The organism is Brevundimonas lutea (assembly GCF_003704105.1).
GTDB lineage: Bacteria > Pseudomonadota > Alphaproteobacteria > Caulobacterales > Caulobacteraceae > Brevundimonas > Brevundimonas lutea.
In genome coordinates, this window is record NZ_QUOQ01000003.1 from 122,037 (window position 1) to 140,658 (window position 18,622).

An 18,622-nucleotide genomic window follows, 5' to 3' on the forward strand; every position below is an offset into this window, starting at 1 on the left:
GACCGGAGACCCCGTGGCCGACGCCGACCCGTGCGTGAAGACCCGTTTGCAGCGTATCGCCTTTCGCGCCTGGCGGCGGGGAACGCGCGAGTCCGATCTGGTGATGGGCCCCTTCGTGGACCGGCACGGCGAGGCCCTGTCCGAACAGGAAATCAGTGATTTGGAGCGTCTCTTGGACGTGGACGATGAGTTTCTCTATCCGTGGATCGTGGGCCGCAACCCGGTCCCGGCCGAGATGGACGGCCCGGTGATGCGCCGGCTCCAGGCCTTTTTGCGCGACGAGGTGGCCGCCGAGGTCCGCAAGGGGATCGGCTGATGGACGCCCGCGCCAATCCGACCGGCGTGGTCGATGACCTGACCCTGTCCGGCGCGCCCGAGGGGCTGGACGCACTGGCGGCGGCCGAGCGGCTGAAGGCCGAGGGCGGGGTGGCCCTGTTCGTGGCGCGCGACTATCAGCGCGCGGCGGCGTTCTCCCAAGCGTTCGACTTCTTCTCCGATGGTGTTGAAACCCTAGAGTTTCCGGCCTGGGACTGCCTGCCCTATGACCGCTTGAGCCCGACACCGGCGGTCCAGGCCCAGCGTATGGCCGCCCTGACCCGGCTGGCGGCCCGCGATCCCGCCGACAAGACGCCGTTGCTGGTCATCGCCACGGTGGCCTCGGCGACGCAGAAGACGCCGCCGCGCGAGGTGACCGAGGCCGCCGGCTTCGAGACCAAGGTTGGGCGCGAGGTCGATACGGCGGCGCTGGAGCGGTATTTCTCCGTCAACGGCTATGTCCGGGCCTCGACCGTGTCGGAGCGGGGCGAGTTCGCCATTCGAGGCGGGGTGATCGACGTGTTCCCGCCAGGCTTCGACGAGCCGGTGAGGCTGGACCTGTTCGGTTCAGAGCTGGAATCGATCCGCGCCTTCGATCCGGCCACGCAGCGCTCGACCCGTCAGCTGAAAGCCGTGACCCTGGCCCCGGTGTCGGAGGCGCTGCTGTCGCCCGAGACCATCTCGCGGTTCCGCAGCGGCTATCTGAACCTGTTCGGCGCGGGCACGGACGACCCCCTCTATGTCGCGGTCAGCGAAGGCGCGCGGCGGCAGGGTCTGGAGCACTGGATCCCGCTACTCTACGAGCGGCTGGAAAGCCTTTTCGATTATCTGCCAGAGGGTTCGCAGCTTTTCCTCGACCACAATGTGGATCAGGCCCGCGAGGAACGCTGGGCCATCGCCGCCGACGCCGCCGAGGCGCGCGCCGAGGCCGCCAATGGCAAGGGCGGCGCGGCCCAACGTGCGCTGCCGCCCGACCGGCTTTATCTCGATGATGTGGCCTGGACCCGAGCCGTAGCCGATCACCGGGTTCGTCGCTTCAGCCCGTTTCAGGCCGACGGCGCCGAGGATCTGGGCGGCCTGCTGGGCCGCACCTTCGCCGCCGAGCGGGCCCAGGACAGCGTCAATCTGTTCGAGGCCGTCGCCGCCCACGCCCAGGCCCTGAAGGCCGCAGGCAAGCGGGTGCTGTTTGCCTCCTGGACCGAGGGCTCGTCGGACCGGCTAGCCATCATGCTGGGCGATCATGGCCTGGAGCCGGTCGTCGCCGTCCGGGACCACGCCGACGTGCTGCGGGCCAATCCCGAGATGTATCTGCGCGCCGTCCTGCCGGTGGAGCATGGCTTCGTCTCCGGCGACCTGGCGGTCATCTCCGAGACCGACATCCTGGGCGACCGGCTGGCCCGGCCGCGCCGCAAGCGCCGGGCGTCGAATTTCCTGGCCGAGGCCTCGGCCCTGACGACCGGCGATCTGGTGGTTCACCTGGATCACGGCATCGGCCGCTACGAAGGCCTGAAGACGCTGGATATCCAGCAGGCGCCGCACGACTGCCTGGAGCTGATCTACGCAGGGGAGTCGAAGCTCTACCTGCCGGTCGAGAACATCGACCTGCTGACCCGCTACGGGACCGACAGCGACGGCGTGCAGCTGGACCGGCTGGGCGGGGCGGGCTGGCAGGCGAGGAAGGCGAAAGCAAAAGAGCGGCTGCGCGCCATGGCCGAGGGGCTGATCGCCCTGGCCGCCAAGAGGGCGCTACGCACCACCGACGCCGTCACCCCGCCGCAGGGGCTGTTCGCCGAATTCTGCGCCCGCTTTCCCTATGAGGAGACCGAGGACCAGCTGAACGCCATCGGCGACGTGCTGGAGGACCTGGGCAAGGGCCAGCCTATGGACCGGCTGATCTGCGGCGACGTCGGCTTCGGCAAGACCGAGGTGGCTCTGCGCGCGGCTTTCGTGGCGGCCATGAGCGGCCATCAGGTGGCGGTGGTCTGCCCGACCACCCTGCTGTCGCGGCAGCACTACAAGACCTTTACCGAAAGGTTCGCCGGCTGGCCGGTCAAGGTGCGCCAGCTGTCGCGCATGGTCCCGGCCAAGGAGGCCGCCGAGACGCGCGCGGGTCTGAAAGATGGCTCGATCGAGATCGTGGTCGGCACTCATGCCGTCCTGTCCGAACAGGTCGGGTTCAAGGACCTGGGCCTGGTGATCGTCGACGAGGAGCAACACTTCGGCGTCAAGCACAAGGAGAAGCTGAAGAGCCTGCGCGCCGACGTCCACCTGCTGACGCTGACCGCTACGCCGATCCCCCGCACACTCCAGATGGCGCTGTCGGGCATCCGCGAGATGTCGATCATCGCCACCCCTCCCGTCGATCGCCTGGCGGTGCGGACGTATGTGCTGCCGTGGGATCCGGTGACGGTGCGTGAGGCGCTGCTGCGCGAGAAATATCGCGGCGGTCAGGGCTATTATGTCGCGCCGCGCCTGAAGGACCTGCCGGACATTGAGCGGTTCCTGCGCGAACAGGTGCCCGAGGTGAAGTTCGTGGTCGGCCACGGCCAGATGGCGGCGACGCAGCTGGAAGCGGTGATGAGCGCCTTCTACGACGGCGAGTACGACGTGCTTGTGTCGACCACCATCGTCGAGTCGGGGCTGGATATCCCCACGGCCAACACCCTGGTGGTCCACCGCGCCGACATGTTCGGCCTGGCCCAGCTGTATCAGATCCGAGGCCGGGTCGGCCGGGCCAAGGCGCGGGCCTTCGCCTATCTGACCACAGATCCGACCAAGCCCATGACCCTGTCGGCCGAGCGCCGGCTGCAGGTGCTGCAGTCGCTGGACAACCTGGGCGCCGGCTTCCAGCTGGCCAGCCACGACCTTGACCAGCGGGGCGGCGGCAATCTGCTGGGTGACGAGCAGTCGGGCCACATTCGCGAGGTCGGGGTGGAGCTGTATCAGCAGATGCTGGAGGACGCCGTCGCCGAGCTTAAGGAACAGGGCGAACAGGCCCCCGATCGCGGCTGGTCGCCCCAGATCAATGTCGGCGCCGCTGTGCTGATCCCCGAGGACTATGTGCCGGACCTGAACGTCCGCCTGAGCCTGTACCGACGGTTGTCGGACGCCGAGGAGGGGGCCGACCGCGAGGCCCTGGCCGCCGAACTGATCGACCGTTTCGGCCCCCTGCCGGACGAGGCCAAACAGCTGCTGCGCATCGTCGAGATCAAGGCCCGCTGCAAGAAGGCCTGTATCGAGCGCATCGACATCGGGCCCAAGGGCGCGGTGCTGACGCTGCGCAACAACGCCTTCCCCAACCCGGCGGGCTTGGTCGGACTGATCCAGAAGAACCAGGCCTTCTGGCGCATTCGGCCGGATCAAAAGATCGTTGTCTCCGGCGACTGGCCGACCCCGGCCGACCGGCTGAAGGTTGCCGAGCGGATCACCGGCGAGATGGCGAAAATCGCCTGATCGGGCCGCATCGGAAAAAGCCGGGCTCGGGGCTTTGCGGCGCGCGCGGTCACGTCTATAGGGACCGCCTCTCGGAGCGTGGCGCAGCCTGGTAGCGCACTTGACTGGGGGTCAAGGGGTCGCAGGTTCGAATCCTGTCGCTCCGACCATCTCTCTGTAATCGAGAGATCCGAGAGAACGGGCGGCCGGGAGCGATCCCGCCGCCCGTTTCGCGTTCAACGCCGCTTCTTGGCGCCGCCCTCGGCCCAAGCCAGAAGGGGAAACAGCGGCACGCCCCAGGCGATTCCGGCCACGGCGTAGTACAGCAACTCGATCCACGGGTTGTCGGGCACCATCGGGCTGAACGACACCACCGCCCAGACATAGGCGATCAGGAAGACGATGGTGGCCAGGGCGGCGATGGCCCGGCGACGTCGCAGATTGGGAGCTCTCGGCGTCATCGCTTGCTGCGGGTCAAAAGAAAGACGGCCAGCGCCAGGGCGGCGCCCATGGCCGTCCAGCCTACCCAGGCCCAGCCGTTGAAGGTCGCTGTCTGAAAGACGCGCACGCCCAGGAAAGCGCCCGCGACGGCGCCGCTGGCCGAGACCAGCAGATGCTTGATGATGCCGCGCCGCCCGCTGGCCATGTCGACCCCGACGGCCAACGCCACCGTCAGGCCGATAGCCACGATCCAGTCGAGATACTGCAAGGCTCACGATCTCCTGATGGCGCCTGGCGCTGGCGTCCGGCCGCCGCGGCGGGCATATCCGCCGGGCGTTCTTAGCCGTTGAGATGACCGTCGTCGAATGAGCCGTTTCGCCCCACCCGATCGATCCCGCGCCGTGGCCCTGTGGCTGTTCGGCGTGGCGGCGTTGGTGTTCGCCATGGTCGTGGTCGGCGGGGTCACACGCCTGACCGGCTCGGGCCTGTCGATCACCGAGTGGAAGCCGTTACTGGGCGCCATACCGCCCCTGAGCGATGCCGACTGGCGCGCGGCCTTCGACCAGTATCGCCAGATCCCCCAGTACGAGCTGGTCAACGCCGGCATGAGCCTGAACGAATTCAAGGGCATCTACTGGTGGGAGTGGGCGCATCGGTTCCTGGGGCGGATCATCGGCGTGGCCTTCGCTGTGCCCTTCCTGGTGTTCCTGGTCATCCGGCGGATGCCGCGCCGGCTGATCTGGCGCTGCGTCGTGCTGCTGGGGCTGGGCGGCCTGCAGGGGCTGATCGGCTGGTGGATGGTGGCCAGCGGGCTGGTCGATCGGGTCGATGTCGCGCCCGAGCGGCTGGCGACCCACCTGGGCCTGGCCCTACTGATCTTCATGGGGCTGATCTGGACCGGGCTCGAGGCCTGGAACGGGCCGGAGCCGTCGCGGTCGCCGCAGGGGTGGGCCCGGGGCGCGGCCCTCCTATTGGGCGCGGTTTTCCTCCAGTGTCTGCTGGGCGGGCTGGTGGCGGGCGCCAAGGCCGGCTTCGTCTATACCGACTGGCCGCTGATGAACGGCCAGGTCTTCCCACCAGTCGATTGGGGGCAGGGGGCCGTGGCCTTCCTTCATGACCAGGGGCTGGTTCAGTTCGTCCACCGGGTCTGGGCCTACGCCCTGCTGCTGATGGGCAGCCTCTATGCATTGCAGGCCTTCCGCTGGCGGCTGGCCGAGGGGATGGGGTTCTGGGGCTACGCCTTGGCGGCCTCGCTGTGGCTGCAGGCGGTCCTGGGGGTGATGACCCTGATCCACGCAGTCCCGCTGTCGCTTGGTGCCCTGCATCAGGCTGGCGCGGCGGCAGTGCTGGCCATCGGCACGGTCAATCTGTGGGTGGTCCTGCGCTCTCAGCCGAGGCGGTTTGTGTCGATCAGAGGTGGCGGATTGTAGGTATTTTAATACCGCAATTAGATTTACGAACGATTTCCATTGTTTATACCGTTTTCGTTGCCGCCAAGCGCGTTGACGGCCACGCCCACCTCCTGTATCAGCCCGCCTTCGCTCGGACCGGTCCCCGGTTCGACCCCGCTTTCGTCCCTCCAGGAACCCTCCCGATGCTGAAGAGCACCACGGCTTCGCTGAAGCCGGCCGAGGTCGAGAAGAAGTGGATCCACATCGACGCCGAAGGCGTCGTGGTGGGCCGCCTCGCGACCTTCATCGCCAATCGTCTGCGCGGCAAGCACCGCGGCGACTACACCCCGCACGTCGATTGCGGCGACTATGTCGTCGTGACCAACGTCGACAAGGTCGTCTTCACGGGCGCCAAGGCCACCGACAAGGTCTATTACCGTCACACCGGTCACCCGGGCGGCGTGAAGTCCACCACCCCGGAGAAGGTGCTCAACGGCCGCTTCCCCGAGCGCGTGCTGGAAAAGGCCGTCGAGCGCATGCTGCCCAAGGAGAGCCCGCTGGCTCGCCAGCAGATGACGCACCTGCGCCTGTTCGCCGGCGCCGAGCACACCCACCAGGCCCAATCGCCCGAGACCATCGACTTTAAGTCGCTGAACTCCAAGAACACCCGGAGCGTCTGAGCATGACCGACGTGACCAACACCGAGGCCGCCACCGGTTTCGACGCCCTGAAGGGCCTGGGAACGACCGCCGAGGCCGCCCCGGAATACACCCAGAAGCTGGACGCCCAGGGCCGCGCCTATTCGACCGGCAAGCGCAAGAACGCCATCGCCCGCGTGTGGATCAAGCCGGGCTCCGGCAAGATCACCATCAACGGCAAGGACCAGGAGCAGTATTTCGCTCGCCCCGTGCTGCGCATGATGATCGCCCAGCCGCTGCAGGTGACCGACCGCGCCACCCAGTTCGACGTCGATGTGACGGTCGAGGGCTCGGGCCTGTCGGGCCAGGCCGGCGCCATCCGCCACGGCCTGTCGCACGCCCTGACGCATTACGAGCCGGAGCTGCGCAAGCTGCTGAAGCCGCACGGCTTCCTGACCCGCGACAGCCGCGTCGTCGAGCGCAAGAAGTACGGCCGCGCCAAGGCCCGCCGCAGCTTCCAGTTCTCGAAGCGCTAACTGCCGATCCCGGCAGTGGGATTACGAAGGGGCGCTTCGGGGAAACCCGGAGCGCCTTTTTCTTTTCTCGTTGTTGGGTCGCGAACCAGGAGACGACGGTGCACACCCTCTTCATCGACGGCGAGGCCGGGACGACCGGGCTGGATGTGTTGCGGCGGCTGGAGGCGCGCGACGATCTGGAGCTGATCCTGCTGGGCGACCGGCGGCGGGACGTCGCGGCGCGACGCGAGGCGCTGAACGCGGCCGATGCGGTGATCCTGTGCCTGCCGGACGAGGCGGCCCGCGAGGCCGTGGGGATGATCGACAATCCGGCGGTGAAGGTGATCGACGCCTCGACCGCCTATCGGGTCGATCCGGCCTGGGTCTATGGGTTCGCGGAACTACGGCCGGGACAGCGCGAGGCCATCGCGGGGGCAACTCGGGTGTCGAACCCCGGCTGCTATCCGACCGGCTTTCTGGCGCTGGTCGCGCCGCTGGTGCGGGCGGGACTGATCCCGGCGGACCAGCCCATGACCGTCAACGCGGTCAGCGGATACTCCGGCGGGGGCAAGGCGATGATCGCCGAGTTCGAGAGCGGGCAGGGCGCGCCTCCCTATCGCGCCTATGGCCTGGCGCTGGGCCACAAACACGTGCCGGAGATGACGGCGCACGCGGGTCTGACGCGGCCGGTGCTGTTCGCCCCGGCGGTGGGGGCCTATCGCCAGGGCATGCTGGTCGAAGTCCCGCTGCATCTGGCCGCCCTGCCGGGGGCGCCATCGGTGGCGGCGGTCCATGCCGTGCTGGCCGAGGCCTATGACGGCGCCCGGTTCGTCGACGTCATGCCGCTGGCCGAGAGCGAGGCCATGACCGGGATCGATCCTGAGAGCTTGAACGGCACCAACCGCCTGCGCCTGCATGTGTTCGGCGACCGGAATGGCGGTCAGGTCCGGCTGGTCGCTCTGCTCGACAATCTGGGCAAGGGCGCGTCGGGCGCGGCGGTACAGAACCTCAATCTGATGCTGGGGTTTGACGAGGGCGTAGGCCTCTGAACTCACGCCTCTGCTGTTAAGGCCAAGCTACGGTTCGTTAGGCATTTTCGGGCACGCATGAGCAACCGTGTTTTGTTCGCGCTCAGAAGGAGCGTCAGAGTTGCCCGAACGGATGAAGCCTTACCTCCCCACCGCGTGTCTGGCGTTGCTGATCGTCTATTTCGGGGTCCAGGCCCTGACGGGTCAGCGCGGCCTGCTGACCGGCGCCGACCGCGACGCCATGCTGGAGCGCCGCACGGCGCAGCTGGAAAGCCTTCAGGAGCAGAGAGCCGACCTTGAGGTGCGGGCGCTGTATCTGCGCACCGACAACCTGTCGCGCGACCTGCTGGAGGAGCGGGCCCGCGTCGTGCTCGGATTCGCCGATCCTCGCGACTATGTGATCCGGCTGGACCGGAACGCCGTCACCGCTTCCTGAACTTCCGTTACAGCCCCGCTTGGCGGTTTTGCCTTGTGGGAACGAAGCGGCTAAAGCGCCCTTTCCCTAACGCGAAGAGGGTCTTCGGACCCTGGCGATAAGAGGCCCTGAGGGGTCCCATCGGAGGATGCCGGATGGCGAAGGCCGCGGCCCAGAAGAGCGCGTCGAAAGACGCTCCGCAAAAGCTGGCGAACGATATCGGCGCGTCCAAGGACGAGCTCTTGGGCTACTACCGCGAGATGGTGCTGATCCGCCGTTTCGAGGAGCGGGCGGGCCAGCTGTACGGCATGGGTCTGATCGGCGGTTTCTGCCACCTGTATATCGGCCAGGAAGCCGTGGCGGTGGGCGTGCAGGCCTCGATCAAACAGGGGCACGACCGGATCATCACCGGCTATCGCGACCACGGCCACATGCTGACCGCCGGCATGGATCCCAAGGAGGTCATGGCCGAGCTGACGGGCCGCATCGGGGGCTCGTCCAAGGGCAAGGGCGGCTCGATGCACATGTTCGACGTGCCGACCGGCTTCTATGGCGGCCACGGCATCGTCGGGGCGCAGGTGGCGCTGGGCACGGGCCTGGCCTTCGCCGGCTGGTACAGGGGCGATGACTCGGTCAGCTTCATCTATTTCGGCGACGGCGCGGCCAACCAGGGCCAGGTCTATGAGAGCTTCAACATGGCCCAGCTGTGGAAGCTGCCGGCCATCTACATCATCGAAAACAACCAGTACGCCATGGGCACGAGCATCGACCGCTCGTCGTCCACGACCAATCTCAGCCAGCGCGGCGCCAGCTTCGGCATCCCCGGCGAACAGGTCGACGGCATGGACGTGATCGCCGTGCGTGACGCGGTGAAAAAGGCCGTGGACCGCGCCCGGGCAGGCGAGGGACCCTACATCCTCGAGGTGAAGACCTACCGCTATCGCGGCCACTCGATGTCCGACCCAGCCAAGTACCGGACCAAGGAGGAGGTCGACGAGGTCAAGAAGACCCGCGACCCGATCGACCACATCAAGACCCTGCTCCAGGCCGCGAACGCCAGCGAGGACGAGCTCAAGGCCATCGACGCCGAGATCAAGGCCATCGTCGCCGAGGCCGTCCAGTTCGCCCAGGAAAGCCCCGAGCCCGACCCGTCCGAACTCTATACCGACGTCTATACGGAGGCCGCCCAGTGACCGACATTCTGATGCCGGCGCTGTCGCCCACCATGGAGGAGGGCACGCTGTCGAAGTGGCACGTCAAGGTGGGGGACACCGTCTCGGCCGGGGATGTGATCGCCGAGATCGAGACCGACAAGGCGACCATGGAGGTCGAGGCCGTCGACGAGGGCGAGGTCACCGAGATCCTGGTCGAGGAAGGCGCGGAGGGCGTGAAGGTCAATACGCCGATCGCCCGCCTGTCCGGTGACGACGCCGCGCCCGCGCCGAAGGCAGAGGCGCCCAAGGACGACGCCAAGGCCGAAAAGGCCGGGGATCTTGAGAAGAAGGCCCCCGAGGCCGCCGAGACCCGCCCCGAGGGCGAAGGCCCCGCGCCCGTCACGCCCAAGAAGACGCTGAAGGACCCGGAAATCCCGGCCGACGCCAAGCTGGTCAAGACGACCATCCGCGACGCCCTGCGCGACGCCATGGCCGAGGAGATGCGGCGCGATCCCGACGTTTTCCTGATGGGCGAGGAAGTCGCCCAGTATCAGGGCGCCTACAAGGTCAGCCGCGAGCTGCTGCAGGAGTTCGGCGACAAACGTGTCATCGACACCCCAATCACCGAGCACGGCTTCGCCGGCCTGGGCGTCGGCGCCGCGATGGCGGGGCTGAAGCCGATCGTTGAGTTCATGACCTGGAACTTCGGCATGCAGGCCATCGACCACGTCATCAACTCGGCGGCCAAGACGCTGTATATGTCGGGCGGCCAGATCAAGGCCCCGATCGTGTTCCGCGGCCCCAATGGCGCGGCCAGCCGGGTCGGCGCCCAGCACAGCCAGGACTATTCCAGCTGGTACGCCCATGTGCCGGGTCTGAAGGTCGTCGCCCCCTATGACGCGGCCGACGCCAAGGGCCTGCTGAAATCGGCCATCCGTGATCCCAACCCCGTCGTCTTCCTCGAGCACGAGATGATGTACGGCTTGGAGTTCGACGTCCCGGACGTGGAGGACTATCTTGTCCCCATCGGCAAGGCCAAGGTCCGGCGCGAGGGCACGGACGTCACCATCACCTCGCACAGCCGCATGGTCGGCTTCGCCCTGGCCGCCGCCGAGAAGCTGGCGGAGGAGGGGATCGAGGCCGAGGTGATCGACTTGCGCACGCTGCGACCGCTGGATCACGAGACGATCGTCGAGAGCGTCAAGAAGACCAACCGCCTGGTTTCGGCCGAGGAAGGCTGGGGTCCGATGGGCGTTGGCGCCGAGGTGGTGGCCCGGGTGATCGAGCACGCCTTCGACTATCTGGACGCCCCGCCCCTGCGCGTACACCAGGAGGACGTCCCGCTGCCCTACGCCGCCAATCTGGAGGCGCTGTCGCTGCCGGGCGTGGACAAGATCGTCAAGGCCGTGAAGGCGGTGGTGGCGTGAGCGAGGCGCCGGAACACCAGCTGACCACGCCGGAGAGCGTCGCCGCCGATCCGGAGGCGATCGAGATTCTGCGGATGTGGTGGTCGAAGAACGAGCCGGTGATGTCGATCAAGCCGGCCTTCAACGATCCGACCCAGTTCGGCCGCATGCTGGCCTATGCCGCGCGGCACATGGCGCACGGCTATGCGGTGCGTCACGGCCAGAACGAGAAACAGGCCTATGATCGCATCCTCACGGGGATCAGCGAGGTGGTGAAGGCCGACAACGTCAAGACCGTCGCCGAACCCAGCGCCAAGGGAAGCGTGCAATGACCGACATCCTGATGCCCGCCCTGTCGCCCACCATGGAAGAGGGCGTGCTGGCCAAATGGCACGTCAAGGTCGGCGACACCGTGTCGGCCGGCGATGTGATCGCCGAGATTGAGACCGACAAGGCGACCATGGAGGTCGAGGCCGTCGACGAGGGCGAGGTTCTGGAAATTCTGGTCGAGGCCGGGACCGAGGGCGTGAAGGTCAACACGCCGATCGCCCGCCTGTCGGGAGACGATGTCGCGCCGGCGCCGAAGAAGGATGACGCCAAGGCCGAGCCGGCCAAGGCCAAGGAAGCGCAGAAGTCCGAGGCTCCGGCCAAGTCGGACGTGAAACCTGCGCAGTCGCCCGATACCAAAGCCCAGGCCGCGCCGACCAAGGACGGCGAACGCATCTTCGCCTCGCCCCTGGCGCGCCGACTGGCCAAGGAGGCCGGTCTCGACCTCGCCTCGCTCAAGGGCACCGGGCCGCATGGTCGTATCGTCAAGGCGGACATCGAGAGCGTAGGCAAGGGCGGCGCCAAGGCTTCGGCTTCGGCGTCCGCGCCTGCCGCCGAACCTCGCAAGGTTCAGTCGCTGGAGCAGCAGGGCATCCCGGCCGGCAGCTATGACCTCGTGCCGCTGGATGGCATGCGCAAGGCCATCGCGCGGCGCCTGACCGACAGCTTCCGCGACGTGCCGCACTTCCCCCTGACGATCGACTGCGACATCGACGGCCTGCTGGCCGCCCGCGCGCGCGTCAACGCCATGCTGGAGAAGGACGGGGTCAAGGTTTCGGTCAACGACTTTGTCATCAAGGCCAGCGCGATGGCCCTGAAGGCCGTGCCGGAGGCCAACGCCAGCTACACGCCGGAAGGCATCGCCATGCACCACAACGCCGACGTGGCCATGGCGGTGGCCATCGACGGCGGCCTGATCACCCCGATCATCAGGAAGGCCGAAACCAAGTCGCTGCGTCAGATCTCGGCCGAATCCAAGGACCTGGCCAAGCGCGCCCGCGACCGCAAGCTGAAGCCCGACGAGTTCCAGGGCGGCACCTTCTCGGTTTCGAACCTGGGCATGTTCGGCATCAAGAGCTTCGCCTCGATCATCAACGAGCCCCAGGGCGCGATCATGAGTGTGGGCGCGGGCGAACAGCGGCCGGTGGTCAAGGACGGCCAGCTGGCGGTCGCCACGGTCATGACCGTCACCCTGACCTGCGATCACCGCGTGGTCGATGGCGCGGTGGGCGCGAGGTTCCTGCAGGTCTTCAAGCAGATGATCGAAGACCCGGTGACCATGCTGGCCTGATCGGGCCAGTCGATCTGGGCGCTTGCCGAACCGTCGTTCGCGCTTCTAATTGGAGGCGAGGGGAGGGGCGGATGGTCGATCAAGTCGCGGACGGTGTCACCGCCTCCCATGCCGAGGCTTGCGGCGCGTGCGGCGTCGCGCGTGCCGGCCGCTATTGCCACGCCTGCGGACAGGACGGCGAGGCCACGCCCCGTCCGCTAAGGGAGTGGGCCGAGGAGGCGTTTTCCGAAACAAACCTGGTCGACGGCCGCACCGCCAAGACCCTGGTCGCCCTCATCATCAAGCCGGGCCGCTATCTCGAAGCCTGCCGCGACGCGGCGGGCAGCATTTATCAGTCGCCGACCAAGCTGTTCGTGGTGATGACGGCGCTGTTCCTGCTGACCCTGAATTTCGCCGGCGTGTCGATGTACCAGTTCGTCGCCCAGCCGATCGATCCCGCCGCGCCGATCACCGCGCGCGCCGATCCGAACGGATACACGGTGCACCTGACCAATGTCGCCCAGGCCGAAGTCTGGATGCAGCGGACGGTGGAACCGGGCGTCGATCCCCGGGTCACGGCGGCGATCGAGGCCGAGGCGGCACGCGCTTCGACCGAGTACGATCGTCAGAACCTGCTTTACGAAAACCAGAACAACCGGGAGTTGGCGATTGTCGCCGAGCGGCTGACGGCATGGCTGCCTAACGTTGTCTGGCTGCTGCTGCCGGCCTACGCCCTGCTGCTCGCGCCCTTCTTCGGGCGACGCCGGATGTTGATGGAGCACCTCATCTTCGCCCTTTGGGGCCACGTCACGGCCTTCGCCCTGCTGATTCTGCTGGCGCTGGCCAACAAATGGGGAGCCGCCCTGCCGGGTTGGGTCTTCATCCCGCCCTATCTGGCCTATGTCACTGTGGCGGCTGCGCGGTACTACGGCCTGAGTCGAGGCCAGGCGTTATGGCGGGGAACCGTGCATCTCGCCGCCTATGTTCTGCTGGCGGTCATGCCTGTCGCCATCGTCATCGCGTTGTCGGCCATGGATCGCGAGGCCTTCGTCACCTTCATCTCGGCCTGACTTTCGGTTTCAGCGAAGCGGGGGTGTGGCCCCCGGCCCCGGTCGCGCGTTAAGAGGACGCGGAAACCCCCTGTGAAGAAGCGAGGACGCGCGTGGCTGACTTCGATCTCATCGTCATCGGTTCGGGCCCGGGCGGCTATGTCGCCGCGATCCGCGCCAGCCAGCTGGGCCTGAAGGTCGCCATCGTCGAGCGCGAGAATCTGGGCGGCATCTGCCTGAACTGGGGCTGCATCCCCACCAAGGCCCTGCTGAAGTCCGGCGAGAAGTACGAGAGCCTGAGCCACCTCAAGGACTATGGCCTGTCCGCCGACAAGGTCGGCTTCGACTTCGACGCCATCATCCAGCGCTCGCGCGGCGTGGCGAAACAGCTGAACGCCGGCGTCGGCTTTCTGATGAAGAAGAACAAGATCGAGGTGATCGAGGGGACCGCCAAGCTCGAGAAGGGCGGCTCGGCCCCCAAGGTCGTCATCGCGCTAAAGGACGGCAAGTCGCGCACGGTCGAGGCCAAGACGGTGATGCTGGCCGTCGGCGCCCGCGCCCGCGCGCTGCCGCAAATCGGGCTGGAAGCCGACGGTGAGCGCATCTGGGCCTACCGCGAGGCCATGGCGCCCAAGAAGATGCCCAAGAGCCTTATCGTCATCGGCTCGGGCGCCATCGGCATCGAGTTCGGCAGCTTCTACCGGGCCCTGGGCTGCGAGGTCACCGTGGTCGAGGCCCTGCCGCGCATCCTTCCGGTGGAGGATGAGGAGGTATCCAAGGCTGCTCAGAAATCCTTCGAGAAACGCGGCATGAAGTTCCGCGTCGACGCCAAGGTGACCAAGGTCGCCAAGGGCGGGGCGGGCGTGCAGGTGTCGCTGGAGGCCAAGGGCAAGGCCGAGACCCTGGAGGCCGAGGTCTGCATCTCGGCAGTGGGCATCACCGCCAACACCGACGGCATCGGTCTGGAGGCGCTGGGCGTCGAGCTGGACCGCGGGCACATCAAGACCGACAAGCACTGCCAGACCAACGTCAAAGGTCTGTACGCCATCGGCGACTGCACCGGCGCGCCCTGGCTGGCGCACAAGGCCTCGCACGAAGGCATCCACGCCGCCGAGCACATCGCCGGCTTCGCGACCCCCAACGTCCACTCGCCGATCGCCGGCTGCACCTATTCCCAGCCCCAGGTCGCCTCGGTCGGGATCACCGAACAGGGCGCGCGCGACGCCAAGCGCGAGGTCAAGATCGGCCGCTTCCCCTTCAAGGTGAACGGCAAGGCCATCGCCTCGGGCGACACCGACGGCTTCGTCAAGACCATCTTCGACGCCAGGACCGGCGCCCTGATCGGCGCTCACATGATCGGCGCCGAGGTCACTGAGATGATCCAGGGCTATGTCACCGCCATCACCATGGAGGCGACCGAGGAGGACATCCAGGGCACGGTCTATCCGCACCCGACCATGTCCGAGGCCATGCACGAGGCCGCGCTGGACGCCTATGGCCGGGTGATTCACATATGAGCGGTCGCTTCGCGCGGGTCACCAACCACGACGGCAAGGTCCACTGGGTGAACCTGGACCACGTGCGGATGATCGCCGAGTTGAAGCCGGTCAAGAACAACACGGCCCGCACGGCGATCCACATCGACTCCTACTGGGTCGAGCGCCAGCTGCAGGTGGTCGAGACACCCGAGGACATCCTGGGGCAGGGGTAGGCTGGCTGAGTTTGCGCCTGCCTAAATCGCTCCGCCTCCCCGGCGTAGGCCGGGGTCCAGGACAGCGAGCGCCGACCCTCGCAACGATCTCACACAAGCCCTCCTGGCCCCCGGCCTACGCCGGGGAGGCGGGATAGGTCGGTGTGGACGATTGTTAATCCGCGATCGTCCCTGACGCTCTTTCCGGCTCCAGTTCCCCCCGCTAGCGTGTCCGGCCTCGAGGGAAACTGATCCATGCGCCTAAAATCCACACTGCTGGCCGGTCTGTCGGCCGTCGCTCTGATGTCGATCGCTGCGCCGGTGGTGGCTCAGCAAGCCGGGCAGGGGGCTGTCCCGGCCGCGTCGGCCTCAACCGAGAGCCTGATGCCGGTCGAGGAGTTCCGGCTGGAGAACGGCCTCAAGGTGGTGTTCCACATCGACCGCTCCGACCCCGTGGTCGCCGTTGTGCTGGCGGCGCATGTGGGATCGGCCAGCGAACTGCCGGGGCGCACCGGCTTCGCCCACCTGTTCGAGCATCTGTTCTTTCTGAATTCAGAGAACCTGGGTCCCGGCGGGCTGGACGCCATGAGCGCCCGGATCGGCGGCTCAGGCGCCAACGGCTCGACCAGCCGCGACATCACCGACTATCTCCAGACCGTGCCCAACGACGCCCTGGAGAAGATGATCTGGGCCGAGGCGGACAAGCTGGGCTATTTCATCAACACCGTCACTGACCCTGTTCTCGCCAAGGAGAAGCAGGTCGTGAAGAACGAGAAGCGGCAGTCGGTCGACACCCAGCCCTATGGCCACACCCACACGGTGATCCCCGGCGCGCTCTATCCCGCCGACCATCCGTACAGTTGGTCGGTGATCGGCTCATTGGCCGATCTGGATGCGGCGACGCTTGAGGACGTGCGCGGCTTCTATCGGCAGCATTACACGCCCGGCAACGCCACCCTGGTCGTCGCCGGCGACTTCGATACCGCGCAGGCGCGAGCCTGGGTCGAGAAATACTTCGCCGAGATCCCTGCAGGATCGCCTGTGGCCGAGCCTGAGCCCCGGCCGGCCCAGCTGTCGGACACCATAAGCCTGTTCCACGAGGACCAGTTCGCCCAGCTGCCAGAACTGACCCTGGTGTGGCCGACCGTGCCGCGGATGCACCCGGACGAGCAGGCGCTGGATGTGCTGCAGGAGCTGCTGACGGACGGCAAGGAATCGCCGCTGACGGCCGTGCTCGTGGACGAGGAGAAGCTGACCGACGAGGTCATCGCCTATTCCGACAACGGCCGCCTGGCCGGCGAGGCCTATGTCGTGGTGCGCGGCTTCGAAGGAGTCGATCTGGACACGGTGCGCGCCGCGCTGGATGCTGGCTTCGCCCGGTTCGAGCGGGACGGTGTCGACGCCGAGGCCCTGGCGCGCATCAAGACCATGAACGAGGCGAATTTCTACGGCCGCCTCGGCAGCGTGTTGCAGAAGGCGTCGAGCCTGGCACGCTACGACCTGTTCGGCGGCTCGGCAGACGCGGAGTTGGCGGCCCTGCGCGCCGTCACCGCCGAGGACGTGATGCGGGTCTACCGCACCTACATCAAGGATCGCCCGCACGTGGCGACCAGCTTCGTGCCGCAGGGGCAATTGGCCCTGGCCCTGGAGGGCTCGACCCAGGCCGAGGTTGTGATCGAGCCGATCGTCCAGGGGGCGGAGGCGGCGGTCGATCCCGCGGCGGGGCAGGGGGCCCAGGTGGCCCGCACGCCTTCCAGCTTCGACCGCACCCAGGAGCCGCCGTCCGGCGCCACGCCGGTGGTCGAGGTTCCGGCCATCTGGGACGCCAGCCTGCCGAACGGCCTGACCGTGATGGGCATCCAGGACGACGAGGTTCCTCTGGCCAGTTTCGAGATCACCATCGACGGTGGCCGCCTGTTCGACGATCCGGAGCGACCCGGCGCGGCCAATCTGCTGGCGCAGCTGATGGACAAGGGCACGGCCGACAAAACGCCGGCCGAGCTGGAGAACGCCCTGAAGTCGCTGGGCGCGACCCTGAACATCCGGGCCGAGGACGAGCGGTTCGTCATTTCCGGCCGGACCCTGGCGCGCAATTTCGCGCCGACGATGGCCCTGGTCGAAGAGGTGCTGCTGGAGCCGCGCTGGGACGAGACCGAACTGGCTCTGGCCAAGGCGGCCACCACCTCCGCGATCCAGAGCCAGCGCGCCGTGCCGATGCTGCGGGCCGCGCGGGTGTTCGACCTGGTCACCTACGGCGAGGACCACATCCTGGCTGACAGCGCCCTGGGCACGGAGGCCTCGGTGGCCGCCCTGACCATGGACGACCTCAAGCGATACATGAGCACGAACCTGGCGCCGAACATCGCCCGCGTTCGCGTGGTCGGCGACGTCGATCAGGCCACGGTCACGGCGGCTCTACAGGGGCTGGGCACGCGCTGGCAGGCGCGCGAGGTCGAGGTTCCGGAATGGCCGCGTCCGGCCGCGCCCGAGGCGTCGCGTGTGGTCTTCTACGATGTGCCGGGAGCCAGCCAGTCGGTGCTGATGTTCGGCTATCCGGCTCTGACGCGAGCCGATCCGGACTATTATCCGGCCACCATGATGAACTACCGGCTGGGCGGTGGCGGTTTCGCGTCTCGCCTGACCCAGCAACTGCGCGAGGGGCAGGGCTATACCTACGGAATCCGTTCGGGCTTCGCGGGCGGTGATGACTTCGGGACGTTCAGCATCGCCAGCCCGGTGCGGGCCAATGTGACGCTGGAGGCCGCGGCCCTGACCCGCGACATCGCCCGCGACTTTGGCGCGACCTTCACGGCCGAGGATCTCGACGTAACGCAGAGCTACATGACCAAGAGCCGCGCGCGGTCGTTCGAGACGGCCGGCGCCAAGCTGGGCCTCTTGGCCAATATTGGCGACTATGGCCTGCCGCGCGATTATGTGGCCCGCGAACAGGCGGTCACCGAGGCGATGACCGTGGAGCAGATCCAGGCGCTGGCGAGCCGGCTGATCCGCACCGACGCCATGACCTATGTCGTGGTCGGGGACGCCGCGACCCAGGCGGGGCGTCTCGAGGCCTTGGGCTACGGCGCGCCGGTGCTGGTCAATGAGCGGGTCGAGGCGGCCGAGGAATAGGCGCCGCCGTTTAGCGCTTCTTGCCCAGCTCGGCCGCGATGTCCTTGGTCAGGCGGCCGACCTTGCGGTGGGCGGCGGTGATCTGGTCGCGACTGACGCCCCAGCGCTTCATCCAGTATTCCACGGCCTTGCGCTCGGACAGGTCCAGCCGGTCCTTGTCGATGAAGCCGCGCTTGTCCTTGAGACCCGCCATTTTCGATCCTCTCTGAGGTCGGAAGGGTAGCAGGCTGGCGCGGCTCGGGAGAAGCCGGTTCGCATGATCCACAATGCGCCTAAGATATATTATGCGAAATGTGACGTTCAGTGTGCTCGGATCACAACGCTATCCGCGACACAGTGACCGCAGACGGTCGTTTCGTCATTCTGACAAGGAACCACAGCCAAGCTGTCATGCAGCGGCTTCATAGGCGGGCTCACGACGC

At 67.2% G+C, this 18,622-nt stretch carries 18 protein-coding genes and 1 tRNA gene; 16 read left to right on the top strand and 3 right to left on the bottom strand.

Annotated elements, in window-relative coordinates; genetic code table 11:
* Positions 1–13: 13 nt before the first annotated feature.
* From EES48_RS04585 to EES48_RS04595, 3 genes are all read left to right on the top strand, one after another.
* Positions 14–316, top strand: coding sequence for an FAD assembly factor SdhE (locus EES48_RS04585; RefSeq protein WP_122465692.1), 303 nt, complete (start codon positions 14–16; stop codon positions 314–316).
* Complete coding sequence (gene mfd / locus EES48_RS04590; protein ID WP_122465218.1) at positions 316–3,768, top strand: transcription-repair coupling factor; 3,453 nt, start codon at positions 316–318, stop codon at positions 3,766–3,768. Before EES48_RS04585 ends, mfd begins: the two co-directional genes overlap by 1 nt.
* Before the next feature lie 72 nt (positions 3,769–3,840).
* Positions 3,841–3,917: transfer RNA gene (locus EES48_RS04595), tRNA-Pro, on the top strand.
* A 66-nt stretch (positions 3,918–3,983) separates the two neighbouring features.
* On the opposite strand, the gene EES48_RS04600 is transcribed toward EES48_RS04595, so the two are convergent.
* The gene (locus EES48_RS04600; RefSeq protein ID WP_122465219.1) at positions 3,984–4,208 is read right to left on the bottom strand and encodes a DUF2842 domain-containing protein; all 225 of its coding nucleotides are present in this window, start codon (positions 4,206–4,208) and stop codon (positions 3,984–3,986) included.
* Entirely contained in the window at positions 4,205–4,456 is a 252-nt protein-coding gene (locus tag EES48_RS04605) for a transglycosylase (protein ID WP_122465220.1), read from the bottom strand. Before EES48_RS04605 ends, EES48_RS04600 begins: the two co-directional genes overlap by 4 nt.
* Positions 4,457–4,553: 97 nt before the next feature.
* On the opposite strand from EES48_RS04605, the gene EES48_RS04610 reads away from it, so the two are divergent.
* The 13 genes from EES48_RS04610 to EES48_RS04670 all read left to right on the top strand — a co-directional run bounded on the left by EES48_RS04610 (position 4,554) and on the right by EES48_RS04670 (position 18,200).
* Positions 4,554–5,618 carry a COX15/CtaA family protein gene (locus tag EES48_RS04610; protein ID WP_122465221.1) on the top strand — a complete coding sequence of 355 codons (1,065 nt, stop codon included), beginning with the start codon at positions 4,554–4,556 and terminating at the stop codon, positions 5,616–5,618.
* A 167-nt stretch (positions 5,619–5,785) separates the two neighbouring features.
* Positions 5,786–6,259, top strand: coding sequence for a 50S ribosomal protein L13 (gene rplM / locus EES48_RS04615; protein ID WP_205679387.1), 474 nt, complete (start codon positions 5,786–5,788; stop codon positions 6,257–6,259).
* Between the two features lie 2 nt (positions 6,260–6,261).
* Entirely contained in the window at positions 6,262–6,753 is a 492-nt protein-coding gene (gene rpsI / locus EES48_RS04620) for a 30S ribosomal protein S9 (RefSeq protein ID WP_122465223.1), read from the top strand.
* A gap of 98 nt (positions 6,754–6,851) precedes the next feature.
* On the top strand, positions 6,852–7,781 hold the full coding sequence (gene argC / locus EES48_RS04625; protein ID WP_122465224.1) for an N-acetyl-gamma-glutamyl-phosphate reductase: 930 nt from the start codon (positions 6,852–6,854) through the stop codon (positions 7,779–7,781).
* Between the two features lie 112 nt (positions 7,782–7,893).
* Positions 7,894–8,196 carry an FtsB family cell division protein gene (locus tag EES48_RS04630; protein ID WP_122465225.1) on the top strand — a complete coding sequence of 101 codons (303 nt, stop codon included), beginning with the start codon at positions 7,894–7,896 and terminating at the stop codon, positions 8,194–8,196.
* Positions 8,197–8,330: 134 nt separating this feature from the next.
* Positions 8,331–9,368 (top strand): pyruvate dehydrogenase (acetyl-transferring) E1 component subunit alpha, encoded by a 1,038-nt coding sequence (pdhA, locus tag EES48_RS04635; protein WP_122465226.1) that lies wholly within the window; start codon positions 8,331–8,333, stop codon positions 9,366–9,368.
* Entirely contained in the window at positions 9,365–10,756 is a 1,392-nt protein-coding gene (locus tag EES48_RS04640) for a pyruvate dehydrogenase complex E1 component subunit beta (RefSeq protein WP_122465227.1), read from the top strand. The genes pdhA and EES48_RS04640 overlap by 4 nt, the downstream gene beginning before the upstream one ends.
* Complete coding sequence (locus tag EES48_RS04645; RefSeq protein WP_122465228.1) at positions 10,753–11,067, top strand: DUF5076 domain-containing protein; 315 nt, start codon at positions 10,753–10,755, stop codon at positions 11,065–11,067. The genes EES48_RS04640 and EES48_RS04645 overlap by 4 nt, the downstream gene beginning before the upstream one ends.
* The gene (locus EES48_RS04650) at positions 11,064–12,353 is read left to right on the top strand and encodes a pyruvate dehydrogenase complex dihydrolipoamide acetyltransferase (protein ID WP_122465229.1); all 1,290 of its coding nucleotides are present in this window, start codon (positions 11,064–11,066) and stop codon (positions 12,351–12,353) included. Before EES48_RS04645 ends, EES48_RS04650 begins: the two co-directional genes overlap by 4 nt.
* A 71-nt stretch (positions 12,354–12,424) precedes the next feature.
* Entirely contained in the window at positions 12,425–13,402 is a 978-nt protein-coding gene (locus tag EES48_RS04655; RefSeq protein WP_122465230.1) for a hypothetical protein, read from the top strand.
* Between the two features lie 92 nt (positions 13,403–13,494).
* Positions 13,495–14,898, top strand: a complete 1,404-nt coding sequence (lpdA, locus tag EES48_RS04660; protein ID WP_122465231.1) for a dihydrolipoyl dehydrogenase — start codon at positions 13,495–13,497, stop codon at positions 14,896–14,898.
* A complete protein-coding gene (locus EES48_RS04665; protein WP_122465232.1) occupies positions 14,895–15,092 on the top strand; it encodes a hypothetical protein in 198 nt (65 codons plus the stop codon). The genes lpdA and EES48_RS04665 overlap by 4 nt, the downstream gene beginning before the upstream one ends.
* 234 nt (positions 15,093–15,326) lie before the next feature.
* Positions 15,327–18,200 carry a M16 family metallopeptidase gene (locus EES48_RS04670; protein WP_122465233.1) on the top strand — a complete coding sequence of 958 codons (2,874 nt, stop codon included), beginning with the start codon at positions 15,327–15,329 and terminating at the stop codon, positions 18,198–18,200.
* Positions 18,201–18,210: 10 nt separating this feature from the next.
* Here the strand turns inward: EES48_RS04670 and EES48_RS04675 are convergent, their stop codons facing one another.
* Entirely contained in the window at positions 18,211–18,393 is a 183-nt protein-coding gene (locus tag EES48_RS04675) for a DUF3606 domain-containing protein (protein ID WP_122465234.1), read from the bottom strand.
* Between the last annotated feature and the right edge of the window lie 229 nt (positions 18,394–18,622).